At 66.0% G+C, this 16,439-nt stretch carries 19 protein-coding genes; 13 read left to right on the top strand and 6 right to left on the bottom strand.

Annotated features, from left to right (window positions below):
* Positions 1 to 45: 45 nt before the first annotated feature.
* Positions 46 to 513, bottom strand: coding sequence for a MarR family transcriptional regulator (locus VGV41_RS04850; protein ID WP_326862535.1), 468 nt, complete (start codon positions 511 to 513; stop codon positions 46 to 48).
* 123 nt (positions 514 to 636) lie between these two features.
* On the opposite strand from VGV41_RS04850, the gene VGV41_RS04845 reads away from it, so the two are divergent.
* The 4 genes from VGV41_RS04845 to VGV41_RS04830 are packed head-to-tail and all read left to right on the top strand — an operon-like array spanning position 637 to position 2,993.
* The gene (locus tag VGV41_RS04845; protein WP_326862534.1) at positions 637 to 1,056 is read left to right on the top strand and encodes a VOC family protein; all 420 of its coding nucleotides are present in this window, start codon (positions 637 to 639) and stop codon (positions 1,054 to 1,056) included.
* A gap of 49 nt (positions 1,057 to 1,105) precedes the next feature.
* Entirely contained in the window at positions 1,106 to 1,813 is a 708-nt protein-coding gene (locus VGV41_RS04840) for a DUF899 family protein (RefSeq protein ID WP_326862533.1), read from the top strand.
* A complete protein-coding gene (locus tag VGV41_RS04835) occupies positions 1,813 to 2,451 on the top strand; it encodes a glutathione S-transferase family protein (RefSeq protein WP_326862532.1) in 639 nt (212 codons plus the stop codon). The genes VGV41_RS04840 and VGV41_RS04835 overlap by 1 nt, the downstream gene beginning before the upstream one ends.
* Positions 2,452 to 2,489: 38 nt before the next feature.
* Positions 2,490 to 2,993 carry a VOC family protein gene (locus VGV41_RS04830; RefSeq protein ID WP_326862531.1) on the top strand — a complete coding sequence of 168 codons (504 nt, stop codon included), beginning with the start codon at positions 2,490 to 2,492 and terminating at the stop codon, positions 2,991 to 2,993.
* A 93-nt stretch (positions 2,994 to 3,086) separates the two neighbouring features.
* Here VGV41_RS04830 and ubiB read toward each other — a convergent pair whose 3' ends face one another.
* Positions 3,087 to 4,661, bottom strand: a complete 1,575-nt coding sequence (gene ubiB, locus VGV41_RS04825) for a 2-polyprenylphenol 6-hydroxylase (RefSeq protein ID WP_326862530.1) — start codon at positions 4,659 to 4,661, stop codon at positions 3,087 to 3,089.
* Complete coding sequence (gene ubiE / locus VGV41_RS04820) at positions 4,658 to 5,419, bottom strand: bifunctional demethylmenaquinone methyltransferase/2-methoxy-6-polyprenyl-1,4-benzoquinol methylase UbiE (protein ID WP_326862529.1); 762 nt, start codon at positions 5,417 to 5,419, stop codon at positions 4,658 to 4,660. Before ubiE ends, ubiB begins: the two co-directional genes overlap by 4 nt.
* Positions 5,420 to 5,650: 231 nt before the next feature.
* Here ubiE and mutM point away from each other — a divergent pair, with 231 nt between their 5' ends.
* The gene (mutM, locus tag VGV41_RS04815; RefSeq protein ID WP_326862528.1) at positions 5,651 to 6,520 is read left to right on the top strand and encodes a bifunctional DNA-formamidopyrimidine glycosylase/DNA-(apurinic or apyrimidinic site) lyase; all 870 of its coding nucleotides are present in this window, start codon (positions 5,651 to 5,653) and stop codon (positions 6,518 to 6,520) included.
* Positions 6,521 to 6,542: 22 nt separating this feature from the next.
* The gene (locus tag VGV41_RS04810) at positions 6,543 to 7,316 is read left to right on the top strand and encodes an enoyl-CoA hydratase (protein ID WP_326862527.1); all 774 of its coding nucleotides are present in this window, start codon (positions 6,543 to 6,545) and stop codon (positions 7,314 to 7,316) included.
* On the opposite strand, the gene VGV41_RS04805 is transcribed toward VGV41_RS04810, so the two are convergent.
* Complete coding sequence (locus VGV41_RS04805; RefSeq protein WP_326862526.1) at positions 7,317 to 8,867, bottom strand: serine protease; 1,551 nt, start codon at positions 8,865 to 8,867, stop codon at positions 7,317 to 7,319. It lies immediately after the preceding gene.
* Positions 8,868 to 9,008: 141 nt separating this feature from the next.
* Between VGV41_RS04805 and VGV41_RS04800 the strand changes: the two genes are divergently transcribed.
* From VGV41_RS04800 to VGV41_RS04785, 4 genes are all read left to right on the top strand, one after another.
* Positions 9,009 to 9,809, top strand: a complete 801-nt coding sequence (locus tag VGV41_RS04800) for a molybdopterin-synthase adenylyltransferase MoeB (RefSeq protein WP_326862525.1) — start codon at positions 9,009 to 9,011, stop codon at positions 9,807 to 9,809.
* Between the two features lie 223 nt (positions 9,810 to 10,032).
* The gene (locus VGV41_RS04795) at positions 10,033 to 10,692 is read left to right on the top strand and encodes a TetR/AcrR family transcriptional regulator (protein WP_326862524.1); all 660 of its coding nucleotides are present in this window, start codon (positions 10,033 to 10,035) and stop codon (positions 10,690 to 10,692) included.
* Positions 10,652 to 11,815, top strand: coding sequence for a glycosyltransferase (locus tag VGV41_RS04790; protein ID WP_326862523.1), 1,164 nt, complete (start codon positions 10,652 to 10,654; stop codon positions 11,813 to 11,815). The genes VGV41_RS04795 and VGV41_RS04790 overlap by 41 nt, the downstream gene beginning before the upstream one ends.
* Positions 11,812 to 12,036, top strand: a complete 225-nt coding sequence (locus VGV41_RS04785; protein WP_326862522.1) for a hypothetical protein — start codon at positions 11,812 to 11,814, stop codon at positions 12,034 to 12,036. Before VGV41_RS04790 ends, VGV41_RS04785 begins: the two co-directional genes overlap by 4 nt.
* Before the next feature lie 24 nt (positions 12,037 to 12,060).
* On the opposite strand, the gene VGV41_RS04780 is transcribed toward VGV41_RS04785, so the two are convergent.
* Positions 12,061 to 13,062, bottom strand: coding sequence for a D-glycerate dehydrogenase (locus VGV41_RS04780; RefSeq protein ID WP_326862521.1), 1,002 nt, complete (start codon positions 13,060 to 13,062; stop codon positions 12,061 to 12,063).
* Positions 13,063 to 13,192: 130 nt separating this feature from the next.
* Here VGV41_RS04780 and VGV41_RS04775 point away from each other — a divergent pair, with 130 nt between their 5' ends.
* On the top strand, positions 13,193 to 13,735 hold the full coding sequence (locus VGV41_RS04775) for an SH3 domain-containing protein (RefSeq protein ID WP_326862520.1): 543 nt from the start codon (positions 13,193 to 13,195) through the stop codon (positions 13,733 to 13,735).
* 63 nt (positions 13,736 to 13,798) lie between these two features.
* Here VGV41_RS04775 and irrA read toward each other — a convergent pair whose 3' ends face one another.
* Positions 13,799 to 14,275 (bottom strand): iron response transcriptional regulator IrrA, encoded by a 477-nt coding sequence (gene irrA / locus VGV41_RS04770; protein ID WP_326862519.1) that lies wholly within the window; start codon positions 14,273 to 14,275, stop codon positions 13,799 to 13,801.
* Positions 14,276 to 14,520: 245 nt separating this feature from the next.
* On the opposite strand from irrA, the gene fabA reads away from it, so the two are divergent.
* Positions 14,521 to 15,054 (top strand): 3-hydroxyacyl-[acyl-carrier-protein] dehydratase FabA, encoded by a 534-nt coding sequence (gene fabA / locus VGV41_RS04765; RefSeq protein ID WP_326862518.1) that lies wholly within the window; start codon positions 14,521 to 14,523, stop codon positions 15,052 to 15,054.
* A 108-nt stretch (positions 15,055 to 15,162) separates the two neighbouring features.
* Complete coding sequence (gene fabB, locus VGV41_RS04760) at positions 15,163 to 16,383, top strand: beta-ketoacyl-ACP synthase I (protein WP_326862517.1); 1,221 nt, start codon at positions 15,163 to 15,165, stop codon at positions 16,381 to 16,383.
* Positions 16,384 to 16,439 lie beyond the last annotated feature (56 nt).

Raw genomic sequence — 16,439 nt, 5'->3', positions numbered from 1 at the left:
TTAGCCCTGCTTTGATAGCATTGCAATCAGTGCAATCATGGGGTGTCAGGCCAGCGCCCGCAGCGCCGCCTGCAGATCGTCTGGTGAATGCGGCCCGAGCTCCTGATCGATCGCGTCGTGGGTCGCCGTCCACGCGGGCAGCGCCTTGGCCAGGAGCGCCCGGCCGGCGGCGGTGAGCGACAGCCGGCGGCTGCGGCGGTCTTCCTTGTCGACTGCCACTTTCACGAGCCCACGCCGCTCCAGTGGCTTCAGCGCGGCCGTGAGCGTGGTGCGGTCCATCGCCAGCACGGCCGCGACGTTGCCGAGCGTCGGCGGCTCCGCGCGGTTCAGCGACATGAGCAGGGAGAACTGGCCGCTGGTCACATCGAACGGACGGAACACGTCATCGAAGCGGCGCGCCAGTGCGCGCGCGGCGCGCTGCACGTGCAGGCACAGGCAGCGATCGCGCACCATGAGGGTGACGGCGTGCCCGAGTTCCGCCGTCGCAGGCTTGGCGGCCACAGCGTTTGACATGGACTAATTATGTTGATATCAACGTATTTGTCAAGTTAAGAAGCGGGGATGGCAGTGCGCCGTCCCCAGCAAAACAGACGGGCCCGCGCCGCGGCCGCCCGCGCAGGAACGGGAGACAAGACGATGCAGATTCAGCCCTATCTGTTTTTCGACGGCCGTTGCGACGAGGCGCTCAATTTCTACAAGACCGCGCTTGGCGCCAAGGTCGAGATGCTGATGCGCTTCAAGGAAGCGCCGCCGCAGACGCCCGGCGAGGGCTGCAAAGGTCCGATGCCCGACGGCGAGAAGGTGATGCATGCGTCGTTCAAGGTCGGCGATGCGACGATCATGGCTTCGGACGGCATGGCGCAGGGCAAGCCGGAATTCAAAGGCATCTCGCTGTCCATCACGGCCAAGGACGATGCGGAGGCAAAGCGCTTCTTCGATGCGCTGAGCGATGGCGGCAAGGTGCAGCAGCCGTTGATGAAGACCTTCTTCGCCTCGAGCTTCGGCATGGTGGCCGACAAGTTCGGCGTCGGCTGGATGGTCGTTGCGATGCCGTAAAGCGCGGCGCCATTCGCGCAACGAGTCTTCAATCGAAAGGACGAACGCGATGTCTGGACACACCGCGCTCACGCCGACGAAGACGCTGGCCGAGAACTGCAAGGTCCGCATCCCGAACGAGAGCGCCGAATACCGCCGCGCGCGCACGGCGCTGCTTGCCGAGGAGATCGAGCTGCGCCGTCACATCGAGCGCGTCGCCGAGATGCGGCGCGCGTTGCCGCCGGGCGCTCCGATGAAGGACTATCGCTTCATCGGCGAGAACGGGCCGGTGAGTCTCGAAGGCCTGTTCGGCGACAAGCAGTCGCTCGTCGTCTACAATTACATGTACGGCCCGCAGCGCGAGCGGCCGTGCCCGATGTGCACGTCACTCCTGAGCGCATGGGACGGCGAGGCGCAGGACATCATGCAGCGGACGGTGCTGGCCGTCATCGCTCGCTCGCCGATCGAGCGCCTGGTCGCGTTCAAGAAGGAACGCGGTTGGCGTGCGCTCAAGCTCTATTCCGACCCAAGCCAGGAGTTCAGCCGCGACTTCCATGCCGTCGGCGAGAACGGCGAGGACTGGGCCGGCCTGCACGTGTTCACGCGGCGCGACGGCACGATCCGTCACTTCTGGAGCGGCGAGATGGATTTCTCGACCGCCGATCCCGGCCAGGATCCGCGCGGCGCGCCCGACCTGATGCCGCTGTGGACCGTCCTCGATACGACGCCGGAGGGCCGCGATCCGAAGTGGTACCCCAAGCTCGACTACGGGCGCTGATGACGATCACCATCACCGCCTTCGAGAAATCGCCCGACGGCGGCAAGGGCTTGGCGCGCGACACGCGCGTGCGCTGGGCGCTCGAAGAAGTGGGCGAGCCTTACACGGTTCGCCTGCTTTCCTTCGCCACGATGAAGGAGCCGGCGCATCTGGCGCTTCATCCATTCGGCCAGATTCCGACCTATGAGGAGGGTGATCTCGTCCTGTTCGAGACCGGCGCGATCGTTCTGCACATCGCGCAGCGTCACGCCGGCCTGCTGCCCGACGACGCCAATGCGCGCGCACGCGCGATCGCCTGGATGTTCGCGGCGGTCAACACGGTGGAGCCGCCCATTCTCGATCTCGTCAACGCCAGGCTGTTCGAGCGCGAGAAGCCGTGGGGTGAGGCGCGCCTGCCTCTGGTCGAAGGGCGCGTGCGCGGCCGGCTGAAGCAATTGTCCGCTCGCCTCAAGGATGCCGAATGGCTCGATGGCGCGTTCAGCGCCGGTGACCTGATGATGGCGTCGGTGCTGCTCAGGCTGAGAGCGTCGGGCATCCTGGACGAATTCCCGAACCTTGCCGCCTATGTCGCGCGCGGTGAAGCGCGGCCCGCCTACAAGCGGGCTTTCGCCGCGCAACTGGCGATCAACGCCGGCTGAGAAGCAACGCAACAACGCAGAAAGAGTGGAGGATCGAAATGGCCATTTCCAAGCAGAAGATTTCGCCGTGTCTGTGGTTCGACGGCAAGGCCGAGGAGGCGGCGAATTTCTACGTTTCGATCTTTCCGAATTCGCGCATCGTCGACACCTCACACTATACCGACGTCGGCCAGGAGCAGCACGGGCAGAAGCCCGGCTCGGTCATGACGGTGGCCTTCGAGCTCGAGGGCCAGTCCTTTCTCGGGCTGAACGCCGGGCCGTTGTTCAAATTCAACGAGTCGGTGTCGTTCATCATCTACTGCGAGACGCAGGCCGAGGTCGACCGCTACTGGTCGGCGCTCACCGCCGGCGGCGGCGAGGAAGGCCCGTGCGGCTGGCTCAAGGACAAGTTCGGCCTGTCATGGCAGGTCACGCCGACGAAGCTCCTCGAAATGGTGACCAGCAAGGAGAAGACGAAGGCCGGCCGCGCCATGGGCGCGATGATGAAGATGAAGAAGATCGACATCGCCAAGATCGAGGCGGCTTACGAGGGCCGGGCGTAACCCTTAGCAGAGCGCCTGCCTGCGCACGCGGCGCCTGTCGATGTGCGCTCTCCCCTCGTGGGAGAGGGCACAAATACGGGCGCCGAAGTACAGCTAAATCAGCACCCACGTAATCGTGACGAGCAGCGCCGCGATCACCCACAGCGCCACCGCCGTCGGCCGGTTGCGCCGCGCTTCCGCCGCGCCGATGCGTTCGATCGTGTCCGGCGACAGCACCAGACCGTCGCGCGTGATCTCGTCCATCTGCTCGAGCAGCATGCCCGTGCGCGTGAGCAGGGACGGCACGTCGGCGAGGAAGCGGCCGATTTCGCCGACGCCTTGCGTCGCGCCCTCGAGCATGCCGATCGGCCCGAGGTTGCGCGAAATCCATTCGCGCACGACCGGATCGGACGTCTTCCACATATCGAGCTTCGGATCGAGCGAACGGGCGACGCCCTCGACCACCACCATCGTCTTCTGCAGCAGGATCAGCTCCGGCCGCGTGCGCATGTCGAACAGGCCGGTGACCTCGAACAGCAGCGTCAGCAGCTTGGCCATCGAGATGTCTTCGGCGGTGCGGTTGTGGATCGGCTCGCCGATGGCGCGGATTGCCTGCGCGAAGGCGTCGACCGAATGGTGCCGCGGCACGTAGCCGGCGTCGAAATGCACCTGCGCGACGCGGTGATAGTCGCGGGTGATGAAGCCGAACAGGATCTCGGCGAGGAAGCGCCGCTCCTTCGTGCCGAGCCGGCCCATGATGCCGAAGTCGACGGCGACGAGATGTCCGTCGTCGTCGACGAACAGATTGCCCGGATGCATGTCGGCGTGGAAGAAGCCGTCGCGCAGCGCGTGGCGCAGGAAATTCTGAATGATGCTGCGGCCGAGCGCCGGCAGGTCGAAGCCTTTGGCTTCAAGCGTGGTGCGGTCCTTCAGCGAGGTGCCGTCGATCCATTCCAGCGTCAGCACGTCGCGCGCGGTGCGGTCCCAATCGATGCCGGGCACGCGGAAGTCGGCGTCTTCGCGCGTGTTCTCCGCCATCTCCGACAGCGCCGCCGCTTCGAGGCGGAAATCCATCTCCAGCCGCACCGAGCGATCGAGCGTGTTGACGACTTCGATGAGGCGCAGGCGGCGGCCTTCGACCGAGAAGCGTTCGGCGGTGCGCGCGGCGAAATAGAAGGCGTCGAGATCGACGCGGAAGCGCCGCTCGATGCCGGGCCGCGCGATCTTCACCGCCACGGCCTTGCGCTCGCCCTCCGGCGTGATGATTTCGGCGCGGTGCACCTGCGCGATCGAGGCGGCGGCGACCGAGGGGCCGAAGCTTTCATAGACCGTGGCGAGCGGCTTCTCGAACGCCTTCGCGACGACGGCCTCCGCCTCCTTCTGGCCGAAGGGCGGCATCTTGTCTTGGAGCACTTCGAGGTCGCGGGCGATGTGTGGGCCGACGACGTCCGGGCGCGTGGCGAGGAACTGGCCGAGCTTGACGTAAGTGGGTCCGAGGCGCGTCAGCGCCGCCCCGAGCCGGCTGGTGCCGTCGCCGGCGCCGCGGCGCTCGATCATGCGGCCGAGACTGATCGCCCACACCGCCGCCAGCGGCAGGCCGCGCGTGTCGACCATGCCGAGCACGCCCTCGCGCGCGAACACGAAGCCCGCGCGCGTCAGCCGGACGAGATGGGCCGCGGTCGAGATCACAACTTCCAGCCCGAATGCAGCGCCACGACGCCGCCGGTCATCTGCCGGAAGCTGACTCGGCGGAAGCCGGCTTCACCGATCATGCCCGCGAAAGCCTGCGGCCGCGGGAATTTGCGGATCGACTCGACGAGGTACTGATAGGCCTCGCGGTCGCCGGTCACCGCCTGGCCGACGCGCGGGATCACCTTGAACGAATAGAACTCGTAGAGTGCGTCGAGCCCGGGCAGGTCGACCGAGGAGAATTCCAGGCAAAGAAAGCGGCCGCCGATCTTCAACACGCGGTAGGCCTCGGCGAGCGCGCGGTCGATGCGCGGCACGTTGCGGATGCCGAAGGCAATGGTGACGCAATCGAAGCTTCTGTCGGGATAGGGCAGCTCCTCGGCGTTGCCCTGCTCGAAGGTGACGGCGTGATCGAGGCCGCGCTGCGCGGCGCGCTCGGCGCCGACCGCCAGCATCTCGGCGTTGATGTCGCAGACGGTGACGCGCGTGTTGGGACCGCCGGCCTGCGCCACGCGAAAGGCGACGTCGCCGGTGCCGCCGGCAAGGTCGAGCAGTGCGAAGGCCCGGTCACCCTTGGGCGGGTTTACGGCAGTCAGCAGCGCGTCCTTCCAGGCGCGGTGCAGCCCGCCCGACATCAGGTCGTTCATGAGGTCGTAGCGGCGGGCGACGGAATGGAAGACGTCGTCGACCCGCCCCTGCTTGTCCGCAAGCGGGATGGTCGAATAGCCGAAATGGGTCTCGTCGCGGGGTGTCGCCATGGCCGGATAGTCCTTTGCGGGCAGGACCATAGCGCGGGCCGGGCGGGGAGGCTATGTGTGTTTCCGTGTCCCGGGCGCAGTGCAGCGTGGAGCGAAGCGTAACGGTGCACTGCCGACCCGGGACCGTTACAAAGGCGGAATTCGAACGGTCCCGGATCAGCGTCGCACCACTTCGCTTCGCTACGTGCTGCGCCGCATCCGGGACACGAAGCCTGCCCCGACGGATTGACCATGCCTGAACTCCCCGAAGTCGAAACCGTCCGCCGCGGACTTGCCCCCGCAATGGAGGGCGCGCGCGTCGACAAGGTTGAGGTGCGACATCGCGGTTTGCGCTGGCCGATCGCCAGGGACTTCGAGAAGCGCGTCGAGGGCAAGACGGTCGATGGGCTCGGCCGCCGCGCCAAGTACCTCACCGCCGATCTCTCGTCCGGCGACGTGCTCGTCATGCATCTCGGCATGTCGGGCTCGTTCCGCATCGGCAAGGACGCGAAGCCCGGCGTCTATTATCACGAGAAATCGAAGAGCACGGCGCACGATCACGTCGTCTTCCATATGTCGAATGGCCAGACGATCACCTACAACGATCCGCGCCGCTTCGGCTCGATGAAGCTGGTGCCGCGCTCGAACATCGATCAGGAGCCGCTACTGCGCGGCCTCGGCCCCGAGCCGCTCGGCAACGCATTCGACGCGGCGATGCTGGCGCAGGCCTGCGCCGGCAAGAAGACATCGCTCAAGGCGGCGCTACTCGATCAGCGCGTGGTCGCGGGGCTCGGCAACATCTATGTCTGCGAAGCGCTGTTCCGCGCGCGGCTGTCGCCAAAGCGGCGCGCCTCGACCATCGCCGACCGCGCTGGCCGCCCGAACGAGCGCGCCGAGGTGCTGGTCACAGCCGTCAAGGCGGTGCTCAACGATGCCATCAAGGCCGGGGGCTCGTCGCTGCGCGACCATCGCCGCACCGACGGCTCGCTCGGCGATTTCCAGCATACCTTCCTGGTCTACGACCGCGAGGGCAAACCCTGTCCCGCCGGCTGCAAGGGCACGGTGAAGCGCATCGTGCAAGCCGGGCGCTCGACGTTCTATTGCCCGTCGTGTCAGAAATAGCCGTCACTCCGAGAGGGAACGCATGGCGTACGAAAACATCATCGTCGAGAGCAAAGGCCGCGTCGGCGTCATCCGCCTTAATCGGCCGAACGCGCTCAACGCGCTCAACCGCGCGCTGATCGCCGAACTGACGCAAGCGGTCGCGGCCTTCGAAGCCGACGCCAACATCGGCTGCATGCTGGTCACCGGCAATGAGAAGGCCTTTGCCGCCGGCGCCGACATCAAGGAGATGGCGGACAAGACCTTCATGGATGTCTACGGCGGCGATTTCTGCGCCGACTGGGATTGCCTCGCGCGCACGCGCAAACCGGTGGTCGCCGCGGTTGCCGGCTTCGCGCTCGGCGGCGGCTGCGAGCTGGCCATGCAGTGCGACCTCATCATCGCCGCCGACACGGCGAAGTTCGGTCAGCCGGAGATCAAGCTCGGCGTCATTCCCGGCATCGGCGGCACGCAGCGGCTCACCCGCGCCGTCGGCAAGGCCAAGGCGATGGATCTCATCCTCACCAGCCGCATGATGGACGCGGCGGAAGCCGAGCGCGCCGGCCTTGTCGCACGCGTGGTGCCTGCGGCGAGCCTGACGGACGAGTCGATGAAGGTCGCGGAGACCATCGCCGGCATGTCGCTGCCGTCGGTGATGGCCGGCAAGGAAGCGGTCAACGCGGCGCAGGAGTCGTCACTCGCCGAAGGCGTGCGCTTCGAGCGGCGCATCTTCCATTCGCTGTTCGCGACCGAGGATCAGAAGGAAGGCATGACGGCCTTCGTCGAGAAGCGCAAGCCGGACTGGAAGCAGCGATAGCTACTTCCGCACGCAAATAATACGCACAACCGCGTCCTTCGCGTCGCCGGATGCAGCCTTTGGCGTGACGCCCTGCGCGGTCAGGAAATCGCGGATGGCCGCGCTACCGACGAGCCGCACAGGCGCGAGCGTCGGCTCGTTGCTGGCCACCACAGTGTTGCGCATCTCGGCGATGCCGGCGAAGTGACCCTGCGCATCGACGGCGGCGGCGCCGGCGAAGCCGGCCATCGGCGCCGGCTGACGCAATTCGATGCCGCGCGTCGGCGTCAGCCGCGCCTTCACCTCCGTCAACGCGGCGCGGCCGTTCTGCTCGCGCGGATCGGGAATGCCGATCAGCTGGGCGTCGCCGGCCTGCGCATCGGCGGTCAGCGCCACCGGGTGGAGGTCGCGCCGGCCATAGACGCGCAACAGCGCCAGTCCGTGCGCCTTGTCATCGGCGATGCGCTCGGCATTGCCGAGGCCCGATACGAGCAGCACCTGGCAGTTGTCCACGATTCCTGCAGCGGTGACGATGTGGCCGCGCGCCGAAACGACGACGCCGGTGCCGTAATCGACGGTCTTGGCCGGCGCGGCGAACGGCGCGCTGCGGCTGGGGAATGGCGTGAAGGCGCTCGCCATCGCCACCACCACCGGCGCGACGATCGTTTCCATCGCCTGGTCATAGCTCATGGTGAAGCCGCGTACTTCGCCGTCGCGCATCTTGGCGCGGACGGTGAAGTTCTTCAGCCCCTGCAGGCCGCCGATGACGAAGCCGTCGTCGTGCAGCGCGCTGTATTCGACACGCCGGCTCGCCGGCTCGTGCTTCATCGTCTCGAACAGCGCCGCGAGTTTCAAATCCGGCCGCTTGATGCGGAAGGTCTCGACCCGCACCTCGCCGTGCTTCGACGACCAGCGCGTGCCCTGCGCGGTGTCGTGCGCCTGCGGCGCCAGCTTCGCCGGCAGGCCGATGCGAACGCCGGTTGCCGGATCGGTGACGACGGTCCAGCCGAAGGCATCGTCGTGATATTTTGCCGCGGCGATCAGGCGCGCGCGCTCGTCGGCGGTGAGCACGCCGGTGATCTTGGCCTTGATGCGCTTCTGGAAGTTCTTGACGGCGGTGAGCATCGGGTCGTCCGACCCGGTCGCGCCGGTGTAGTCGCCGGCCCACAGCAGCGAGGCCTGGAGCTTCAGCCGCTCACCGGCGGCGATGCCGGCGAAGACGTCGTTGTCCTTCGTGACGGGCGCCGGCTTCATTTCGGGTTTCGGCGGCGGCAGTGACGCGAGTTTGGGCGCTGCCGCAGCCGGCACGGCCGCCGGCCTCTGCGGAGCGACTTTCGGCAGCGGGATCGCCGCGGTCGTTTCGGCTGGCGCTGCACTGGCCGCCCGCGGTGCGGCCGGCGGCAGCGGCACCGCCGCCGCATGCGCGCGCTGCGGCTTGGGATGGGCCGGCGCGGCTGCCGCTTCCGGCGGCAGCGGATAGGGCGCATCGGCGGCGAGATCGCGTGCCAAAGCGCCGCCACTGGCAAGCAGCAAGGCCGCCGCCATCAGTCCCGGACCACATCGCTTGGCCATTAACGCCGCCCTAACCATGTCCAGACCCCTGACATTAGCCGAGCCCCGGGGGCGGGCAAGGCGTCCGGCGGGCGGCCTGGAAACGCGGTGAACGGGGTCCGGGGCTGGCAGGGCGCGGTCCGCCGCCCTAGGTTGGCCCCCATGCTCGACCCTTCCGAACTCGAACGCTACGCCCGCCACATCGTGCTGCGCGACGTCGGCGGCCCCGGCCAGGCCAAGCTGAAAGCAGCGCGCGTCCTTGTGGTAGGCGCGGGTGGGCTCGGGGCGCCGGTGCTGATGTATCTCGCCGCCGCCGGCGTCGGCACCCTGGGCATCGTCGATGACGACGTTGTCTCGCTGTCCAACCTGCAGCGGCAGGTGATCTTCGGCACCAGCGACATCGGCGCGCCGAAGGCGGCGCGCGCCGGCGAGGCGGTGACGCGGCTCAATCCGCATGTCGCGGTCGAGACCCACGGTGTGCGGCTCGATGCGCGCAACGCGCTCGACCTCATCGCGCGCTACGACATCGTCGTCGACGGCTCGGATAATTTCGCTACGCGCTATCTCGTGTCCGACGCCTGCTATTTTGGAAGGAAGCCGCTGATCACCGCAGCGCTCGGCACCTTCGACGGCTCGCTGACGACGATCCGCGCGCACGAACGCCAATCCGATGGCACGCCGAACCCGACCTATCGTTGCCTGTTCCCCGAACCGCCGCCGCCGGGTTCGATCCCCGCTTGCGCCGAAGCCGGTGTGCTCGGTGCGCTGCCGGGCGTGCTCGGCTCGCTGATGGCGCTCGAGGTGATCCGCGAGATCGTCGGCTTCGGCGAGAACCTCGTCGGCCGGCTGCTGATGATCGATGCGCGCTCGATGCGCTTCGAGACGCTGAGCTATGCGTGGGACCCGGGAAATCCGTTGTCGGGCGAGAAGCCGACGATCAAGGATTTGTCGATTTACAAGTAGCCGCGGGTGGCCGTCGTGCGGCCAACGGGTCCGCGTGAAGCGGGGTCGGACAAGGGTCCGACGGGCATCCAATAATCACCGAAAGGCCAGCATTTGCTGGATCGTCCGCCTTCGCGGACGAGGGTGGCTACGCGTGAGGCGCCGTTACAGCGTCGCCAGGCCCGCCGTATCTTTCGCGTTAGTGGCATTGACATCAAATAATATTGGTGATAGTCAAACTAACATGAAAAAGAAGAAGCGCCATTACGTGATGACCGCCCGCTCGGCCAAGGCCGAGGCGACCCGGGAACGCATCTGCGAAAGCGTGATGCACCTCTATCGCGAGCGGCCGATCGACGAATTCACGCTGGACGAAGTCGCCCAACGCGCCGGCACCACGGTGCAGACGGTGCTGCGGGCGTTCAAGAGCAAGGACAATTTGATCATCGAGGCGCTCGACCACTTCACCAAGAAGGACTCGCCTTTCGTCGCCGACCGGCCGGGCGGCTTCGCGCCGTCGCCGCCGGGTGACGTCGTCGCGGCGGTGAAATCGATCTTCGATATCTACGAGACGATCGGCGATCTGGTCGTCCGCAACCTCGCCAATGAGGACAAGAACCCGGCGCTCAAGCCGCTGCTCGATCAGGGGCGCGCCAACCACCATGTTTGGATCAAAAGCGTGTTCGCGCCCCAACTCAAGGCACGCCAAGGCGCCGCGCGAGCGCAACTGTTCAATTGCCTGGCGGTGGCGACCGACGTTTACGCCTGGAAAATCCTGCGCCGCGACTTGGGCCTTTCGCGATCGGCGACGCAAGCCGCCGCCATAGAAATGATCACGGCAGTGACACTTACGGAGAATTCCGATGGCACGTTATCTGTGGTTGAACTGGTCGGGCGGCGGTAATCTGCCGCCTAGCCTCGGCATCGCCCGCGCGCTCACCGAGCGCGGTCACACCGTCACGTTTGCCGGCCGCCCGGAAATGGTGCCGCGCGTGGAAGCTGCCGGCTTTCCGACGATCGAATTCAAGCAGGCCTATGCGCAAGTCGACCGCTACCCTCAAGGTAGCCCGATGACCAAAGCCGCCTGCTATCTGACCTCAGCGGCGGTCAGCCATGAGGCAAGAGCGATCGTTGCCGCCGAAGCACCCGATGTCGTCATTATCGATGCCATGTTTCCTGCTGCCTTGGTAGAGGCACCGACGTTTAGCCTGCCGACAGCCATCGCCTGCCACACCTTCGTCTTCCGTCAGCTCGACCGCTGGCGCCAGATAATCGCGCGCCTCGACGGCATGCGGCAACAGGCAGGCTTAGGCAGCCTGCCACCACTTGATGTGCTGTGGCGCGCGGCCGACCGTATAGTTGTGACCGCCGCGGCATCTTTCGATGCCGCTCCTGAGGCCGGTTGGGACAGCGTGCGCCATGTCGGTCCGGTACTGGAAGACGAGAAAGTCGCCGTTCCCACGCCGCTACCTTGGACTGCCGACGATCCAACGCCTCTGGTGCTGATCAGTTTCAGCACCGGATTCGAGCAGCGCGCGCCGGATAAGTTTCAACGTTGCCTCGACGCGCTCCGCGGCCTGCCGGTGCATGTGGTAGTCACAACGGGCGGCATCGTCGCGACTGATGAATTGAAAGCGCCGGCCAATGCCTGCGTCCTCAACTACGCCGCCCATGACCCCATCCTGCAACACGCAGCCTTGGCGGTGACCCATGGCGGCCACGGCACGGCGATGCGTGCGCTGCGCCACGGCGTGCCGATGATTGTCCTGCCTGGCCTTGCACACGATCAGCCGTGTATTGCCGAAACCATGCAAGAATGGGGGGTTGGCCGGGCCCTACCGGGCGACGCTGACGTCGCCACCATCCGCACCGCAGCGCAGGAAATTCTGTCAAATCCATCGTACCGCAAACGTGCCTTGCAGCGCGCGACCGCGCTCAGGGGCGACGATGGCGCGGTGGTCGCAGCCCACGAATTCGAGGAACTTGCCGCACCAGCCCCTGTGCCTGCCTACGGGAGCGTAAGATGAGCTGGGTCAATCTGCTCGGCTATGCAGCTTCTATCGCCGTACTCGCCACATTCTGCATGAACGGCATGATCTCGCTGCGTCTTGTGGCCTTACTCAGCAATGTTCTTTTCGCAACGTATGCGCTGTGCGCGCACATCACCCCTGTTCTGATTCTGCACGCGGTTCTGTTGCCGGTGAATTTGATTAGGCTTGTTCAGAGCCGAGTCCATCTGCGATTATAAGTTCAGCGCTCGGTACGAGGCCAATCACAACATACTCGGCAGCACGCGATCCGGCGGCCGGTGGCCGTCCATGAAGGTGCGGATGTTGATGATCACCTTCTCGCCCATGTCAGTACGGCCTTCGAGGGTCGCCGAGCCCATGTGCGGCAGCAGCAAAACTTTGCCGGCACGCGCGAGCTTCACGAGCTTCGGATTGACCGCCGGCTCGTGCTCGAACACGTCGAGGCCGGCGCCGGCGATCTCATCCGCCTCCAGCATGCGCGCGAGCGCGTTCTCGTCGATCACCTCGCCGCGCGACGTGTTCACGATGTAGGTCTGCGGCCGCAACAGCTTCAGGCGGCGCGCCGAGAGCAGGTGATAGGTCGCCGGCGTGTGCGGACAGTTCACCGAGATGATGTCCATGCGGGCGAGCATCTGATCGAGACTCTCCCAGTAGGTCGCGTCGAGCTCTTCCTCGATCTTCGGCGCGACCTTGCGGCGGTTATGATAGTGGATCTGCAGGCCGAAGGCGCGGGCGCGGCGCGCCACCGCCTGGCCGATGCGGCCCATGCCGATGATGCCGAGGCGCTTGCCCCAGATGCGGTGGCCGAGCATCCAGGTCGGCGACCAGCCGGCCCAATCCTTGTCGCCGATCAGGACGCCGGCGCCTTCGACCAGTCGGCGCGGCACGGCGAGGATCAGCGCCATGGTCATGTCGGCGGTGTCCTCGGTCAGCACGCCGGGCGTGTTGGTGACGGTGATGCCGCGCTGCACGGCGCTGGCGACGTCGATGTTGTCGACGCCGTTGCCGAAATTGGCGATGAGCTTCAACTGCTCGCCCGCTTTGCTGAGCACCGACGCGTCGATCTCGTCGGTCACCGTCGGCACCAGAACGTCGGCGGTCTTCACCGCCTCCGCCAATTGCGCCGCGCTCATCGGCTTGTCGTCGACATTGAGCCGCGCGTCGAACAATTCGCGCATGCGCAGCTCGACGCTGTCGGGCAGCTTGCGCGTGACGACGACCAGCGGCTTCTTGCTCTTGGCCATGATGCCTCAATCATGAGCTATCGGCGCAATGCTACCACCGAATGCGGACGCCGATTCAGTCCTCATTAACCCTCGTCGCCCACACTGCTTTTCAGCACCGCAAGCACGAAATTCCGCCTTTCCCTATCAGATGGCCGTGACAACACAAAGCGCCCGCGCAATCATCGCCGGCCTCGTTACGGCCATTGTCCTGGCCGTCGCCCCGGTCGCGGTGCGCGCCGCCGGCGACATGGGCGTCGGCTCGGTCAGCGGGCTGCCGATCCCGCGCTTCGTCAGCCTCAAATCCGATCGCGTCAATGTGCGCGGCGGGCCGAACAAGGACCAGGACGTGCGCTGGGTCTATACCCGCGTCGGCATGCCGGTGGAGATCACCGCGGAGTACGAGAACTGGCGCCGCATCCGCGATTGGGAAGGCGCCGAAGGCTGGGTCTATCACTCGCTTTTGTCGGGCAAGCGCACCGCTATCGTCGTGCCGCGGCTCAACTCGGAACTGGTTCCTCTCTACGAGAGCGCGGACAAGACCTCGGCCGTCGTCGCGCGCCTGCAGTCCGGCGTGCTCGGCGCGCTCAAGTCGTGCGACGGGCAGTGGTGCCAGTTCAGCGGCAAAGGCTTCAGCGGCTACATCCGCCAGGATCGGCTCTACGGCGCCTATCCGAACGAGAAGGTGGACTGATATCCGTCAAGCAAAAGGCCGGGCAAAAGCCCGGCCGCCGCAGCTGACGAAAATCGCTGAAATTCAGTCTTTCTTGCGCAGCCGCACGACGACGTCGACGCGCGCCACCTCGTAGCCCTCCGGCGGCGCCGGGGTCCGGCCGACGACCACCTCGGCATTCGGGATATCGAGGACCTCGTCAGAACCCTCGATGAAGAAGTGGTGGTGCGTCGACACGTTGGTGTCGAAATAGGCCTTCGAGCCGTCGACGGCGATCTGCCGCAGCAGGCCGACTTCGGTGAACTGGTGCAGCGTGTTGTAGATCGTCGCCAGCGACACCGGCACTTTCGCGCGCGTCGCCTCCTCGTAGAGCACTTCCGCGGTCAGGTGGCGGTCGCCCTTGCCGAACAGGATCCAGCCGAGCGCCATGCGCTGCCGGGTCGGCCGCAAGCCGACCTGACGCAGCATGGCTTTCACATCGTGCCACGGGCAGCCGGTAAGATCGGTGTGGCTCGCGGGAGCCGTCGCAACCGGAAGCCGGAAATTACGGAGCGGGTTCATTATTTACGCCCAAAAGCCGGTCTCCGAAGGGCCGGCCGAAAAACTGTTTCATCTGCAACATATACGATCCGGACCTGCAGATGCAACTCCGTCGCACCAGCGGTTCCGCCAGTCATTTCGCTGCTTTTTGTCGCGGCACGTTGTCCGAAACCACCTTTCGGCGGCACCTTTGCCCGCCGATTTCGGTGTGTTACGAGTTGGCCGATGGGGCTGGGCTTTCGGTCCCGAGCGGGAACCCATGGCCTATGACTGAGCGGCGACACAGTTTCGAATACGAGGACTTGCTGGCTTGCGGCCGCGGTGAACTTTTCGGCCCCGGCAACGCCCAGTTGCCGTTGCCGCCCATGCTGATGTTCGACCGCATTTCCGAGATTTCCGAGCAGGGCGGCGAGCACGGCAAGGGCATGGTCCGCGCCGAACTCGACGTGAAGTCGGACCTCTGGTTCTTCGCCTGCCATTTCAAGGGCGATCCGGTGATGCCGGGCTGCCTCGGCCTGGACGCGCTCTGGCAGATGGTCGGCTTCTTCCTCGGCTGGCTTGGCGCGCCGGGCAAGGGCCGCGCGCTGGGTCTCGGGGAACTCAAATTCTCCGGCCAGGTCCTGCCGACGGTGAAGAAGGTCATCTACGGCGTCGACTTCAAGCGCGTGATGCGCTCGAAGCTCGTGCTGGGCATCGCCGACGGCTGGCTCTCGGCCGACGGCACCGTAATTTACCGCGCCAGCGACCTGAAGGTCGGCCTGTTCAAGCAAGATGAAGCCTTGTCGCCGGCCGGCGGTTGATCGGCGGCTCAGCGGTCATGAATCGGGGTCTTGCGAAAGTGCCGTCGCGGGTCAATCTGTTCCCGGGCGGCAAAAGGCAAACTCCGGCAGCGATAAGGGTCTAATGGCATGCGACGCGTCGTCGTCACCGGCATGGGCATCGTCTCATCGATCGGCAACAATACGCAGGAAGTCCTGGCGAGCCTCCGCGAGGCGAAATCCGGCATCTCCCGCGCCGACAAATACGCCGAGCTCGGCTTCCGCTGCCAGGTGCACGGCATGCCGCAGATCGACGCCGAAACCATGATCGATCGCCGCGCCATGCGCTTCCTTGGCCGCGGCGCCGCCTGGAACCACATCGCCATGGAACAGGCGATCCGCGATTCCGGCGTCGAGGAGACCGACATCTCCAATCCGCGCACCGGCATCATCATGGGCTCGGGCGGTCCGACCACCTCGACCATCGTCGATGCCGCCGACATCACCCGCAAGAACTCGAGCCCGAAGCGGATCGGCCCGTTCGCGGTGCCGAAGGCGATGTCCTCCACCGCCTCGGCGACCCTCGCCACCTGGTTCAAGATCAAGGGCGTGAACTACTCGATCGCCTCGGCCTGCGCGACGTCGAACCACTGCATCGGCAACGCCGCCGAAATGATCCAGTGGGGCAAGCAGGACGTGATGTTCGCCGGCGGCTGCGAAGACGTCGACTGGACCATGTCCAACCTGTTCGACGCCATGGGCGCGATGTCGTCGAAGTACAACGACACGCCGCAGACCGCCTCGCGCGCCTACGACAAGGACCGCGACGGCTTCGTCATCGCCGGCGGCGCTGGGGTCCTCGTGCTCGAAGAGCTCGAGCACGCCAAGGCGCGCGGCGCGAAGATCTACGCCGAGATCGCCGGTTACGGCGCGACCTCCGACGGCTACGACATGGTCGCGCCGTCGGGCGAGGGCGCGCAGCGCTGCATGAAGATGGCGCTCGATAGCTGCAAGGCGCCGATCGACTACATCAACCCGCACGCCACCGCGACGCCGGTCGGCGACGCCAAGGAAATCGAGGCGATCCGCGCCGTGTTTGGCGACAAGTGCCCGCCGATCTCCGCGACCAAATCTTTGTCAGGCCATTCGCTCGGCGCCGCCGGCGTGCAGGAAGCGATCTACTCGCTCTTGATGATGAACAACGGCTTCATCTGCGAGAGCGCCAACATCAGGAACCTCGACCCTGCCTTCGAGGACATGCCGATCGTGCGCGAGCGCCGCGACGACGTGAAGATCGGCGCCGTACTATCGAACTCGTTCGGCTTCGGCGGCACCAACGCGTCGCTGGTGCTCAAGCGGCTGGATGCTTAGCCGATACGGGGCCTGCCAACGGCGTCATGGCCGGGCTCGTCCCGGCCATCCACGTC

It is taken from the genome of Pseudolabrys sp. (assembly GCF_035943735.1).
In the GTDB taxonomy this organism is placed as follows: Bacteria; Pseudomonadota; Alphaproteobacteria; order Rhizobiales; family Xanthobacteraceae; genus Pseudolabrys.
The sequence above is the reverse complement of the archived record's forward strand: the minus strand, read 5'-3'. Positions and strand labels throughout refer to the sequence as shown.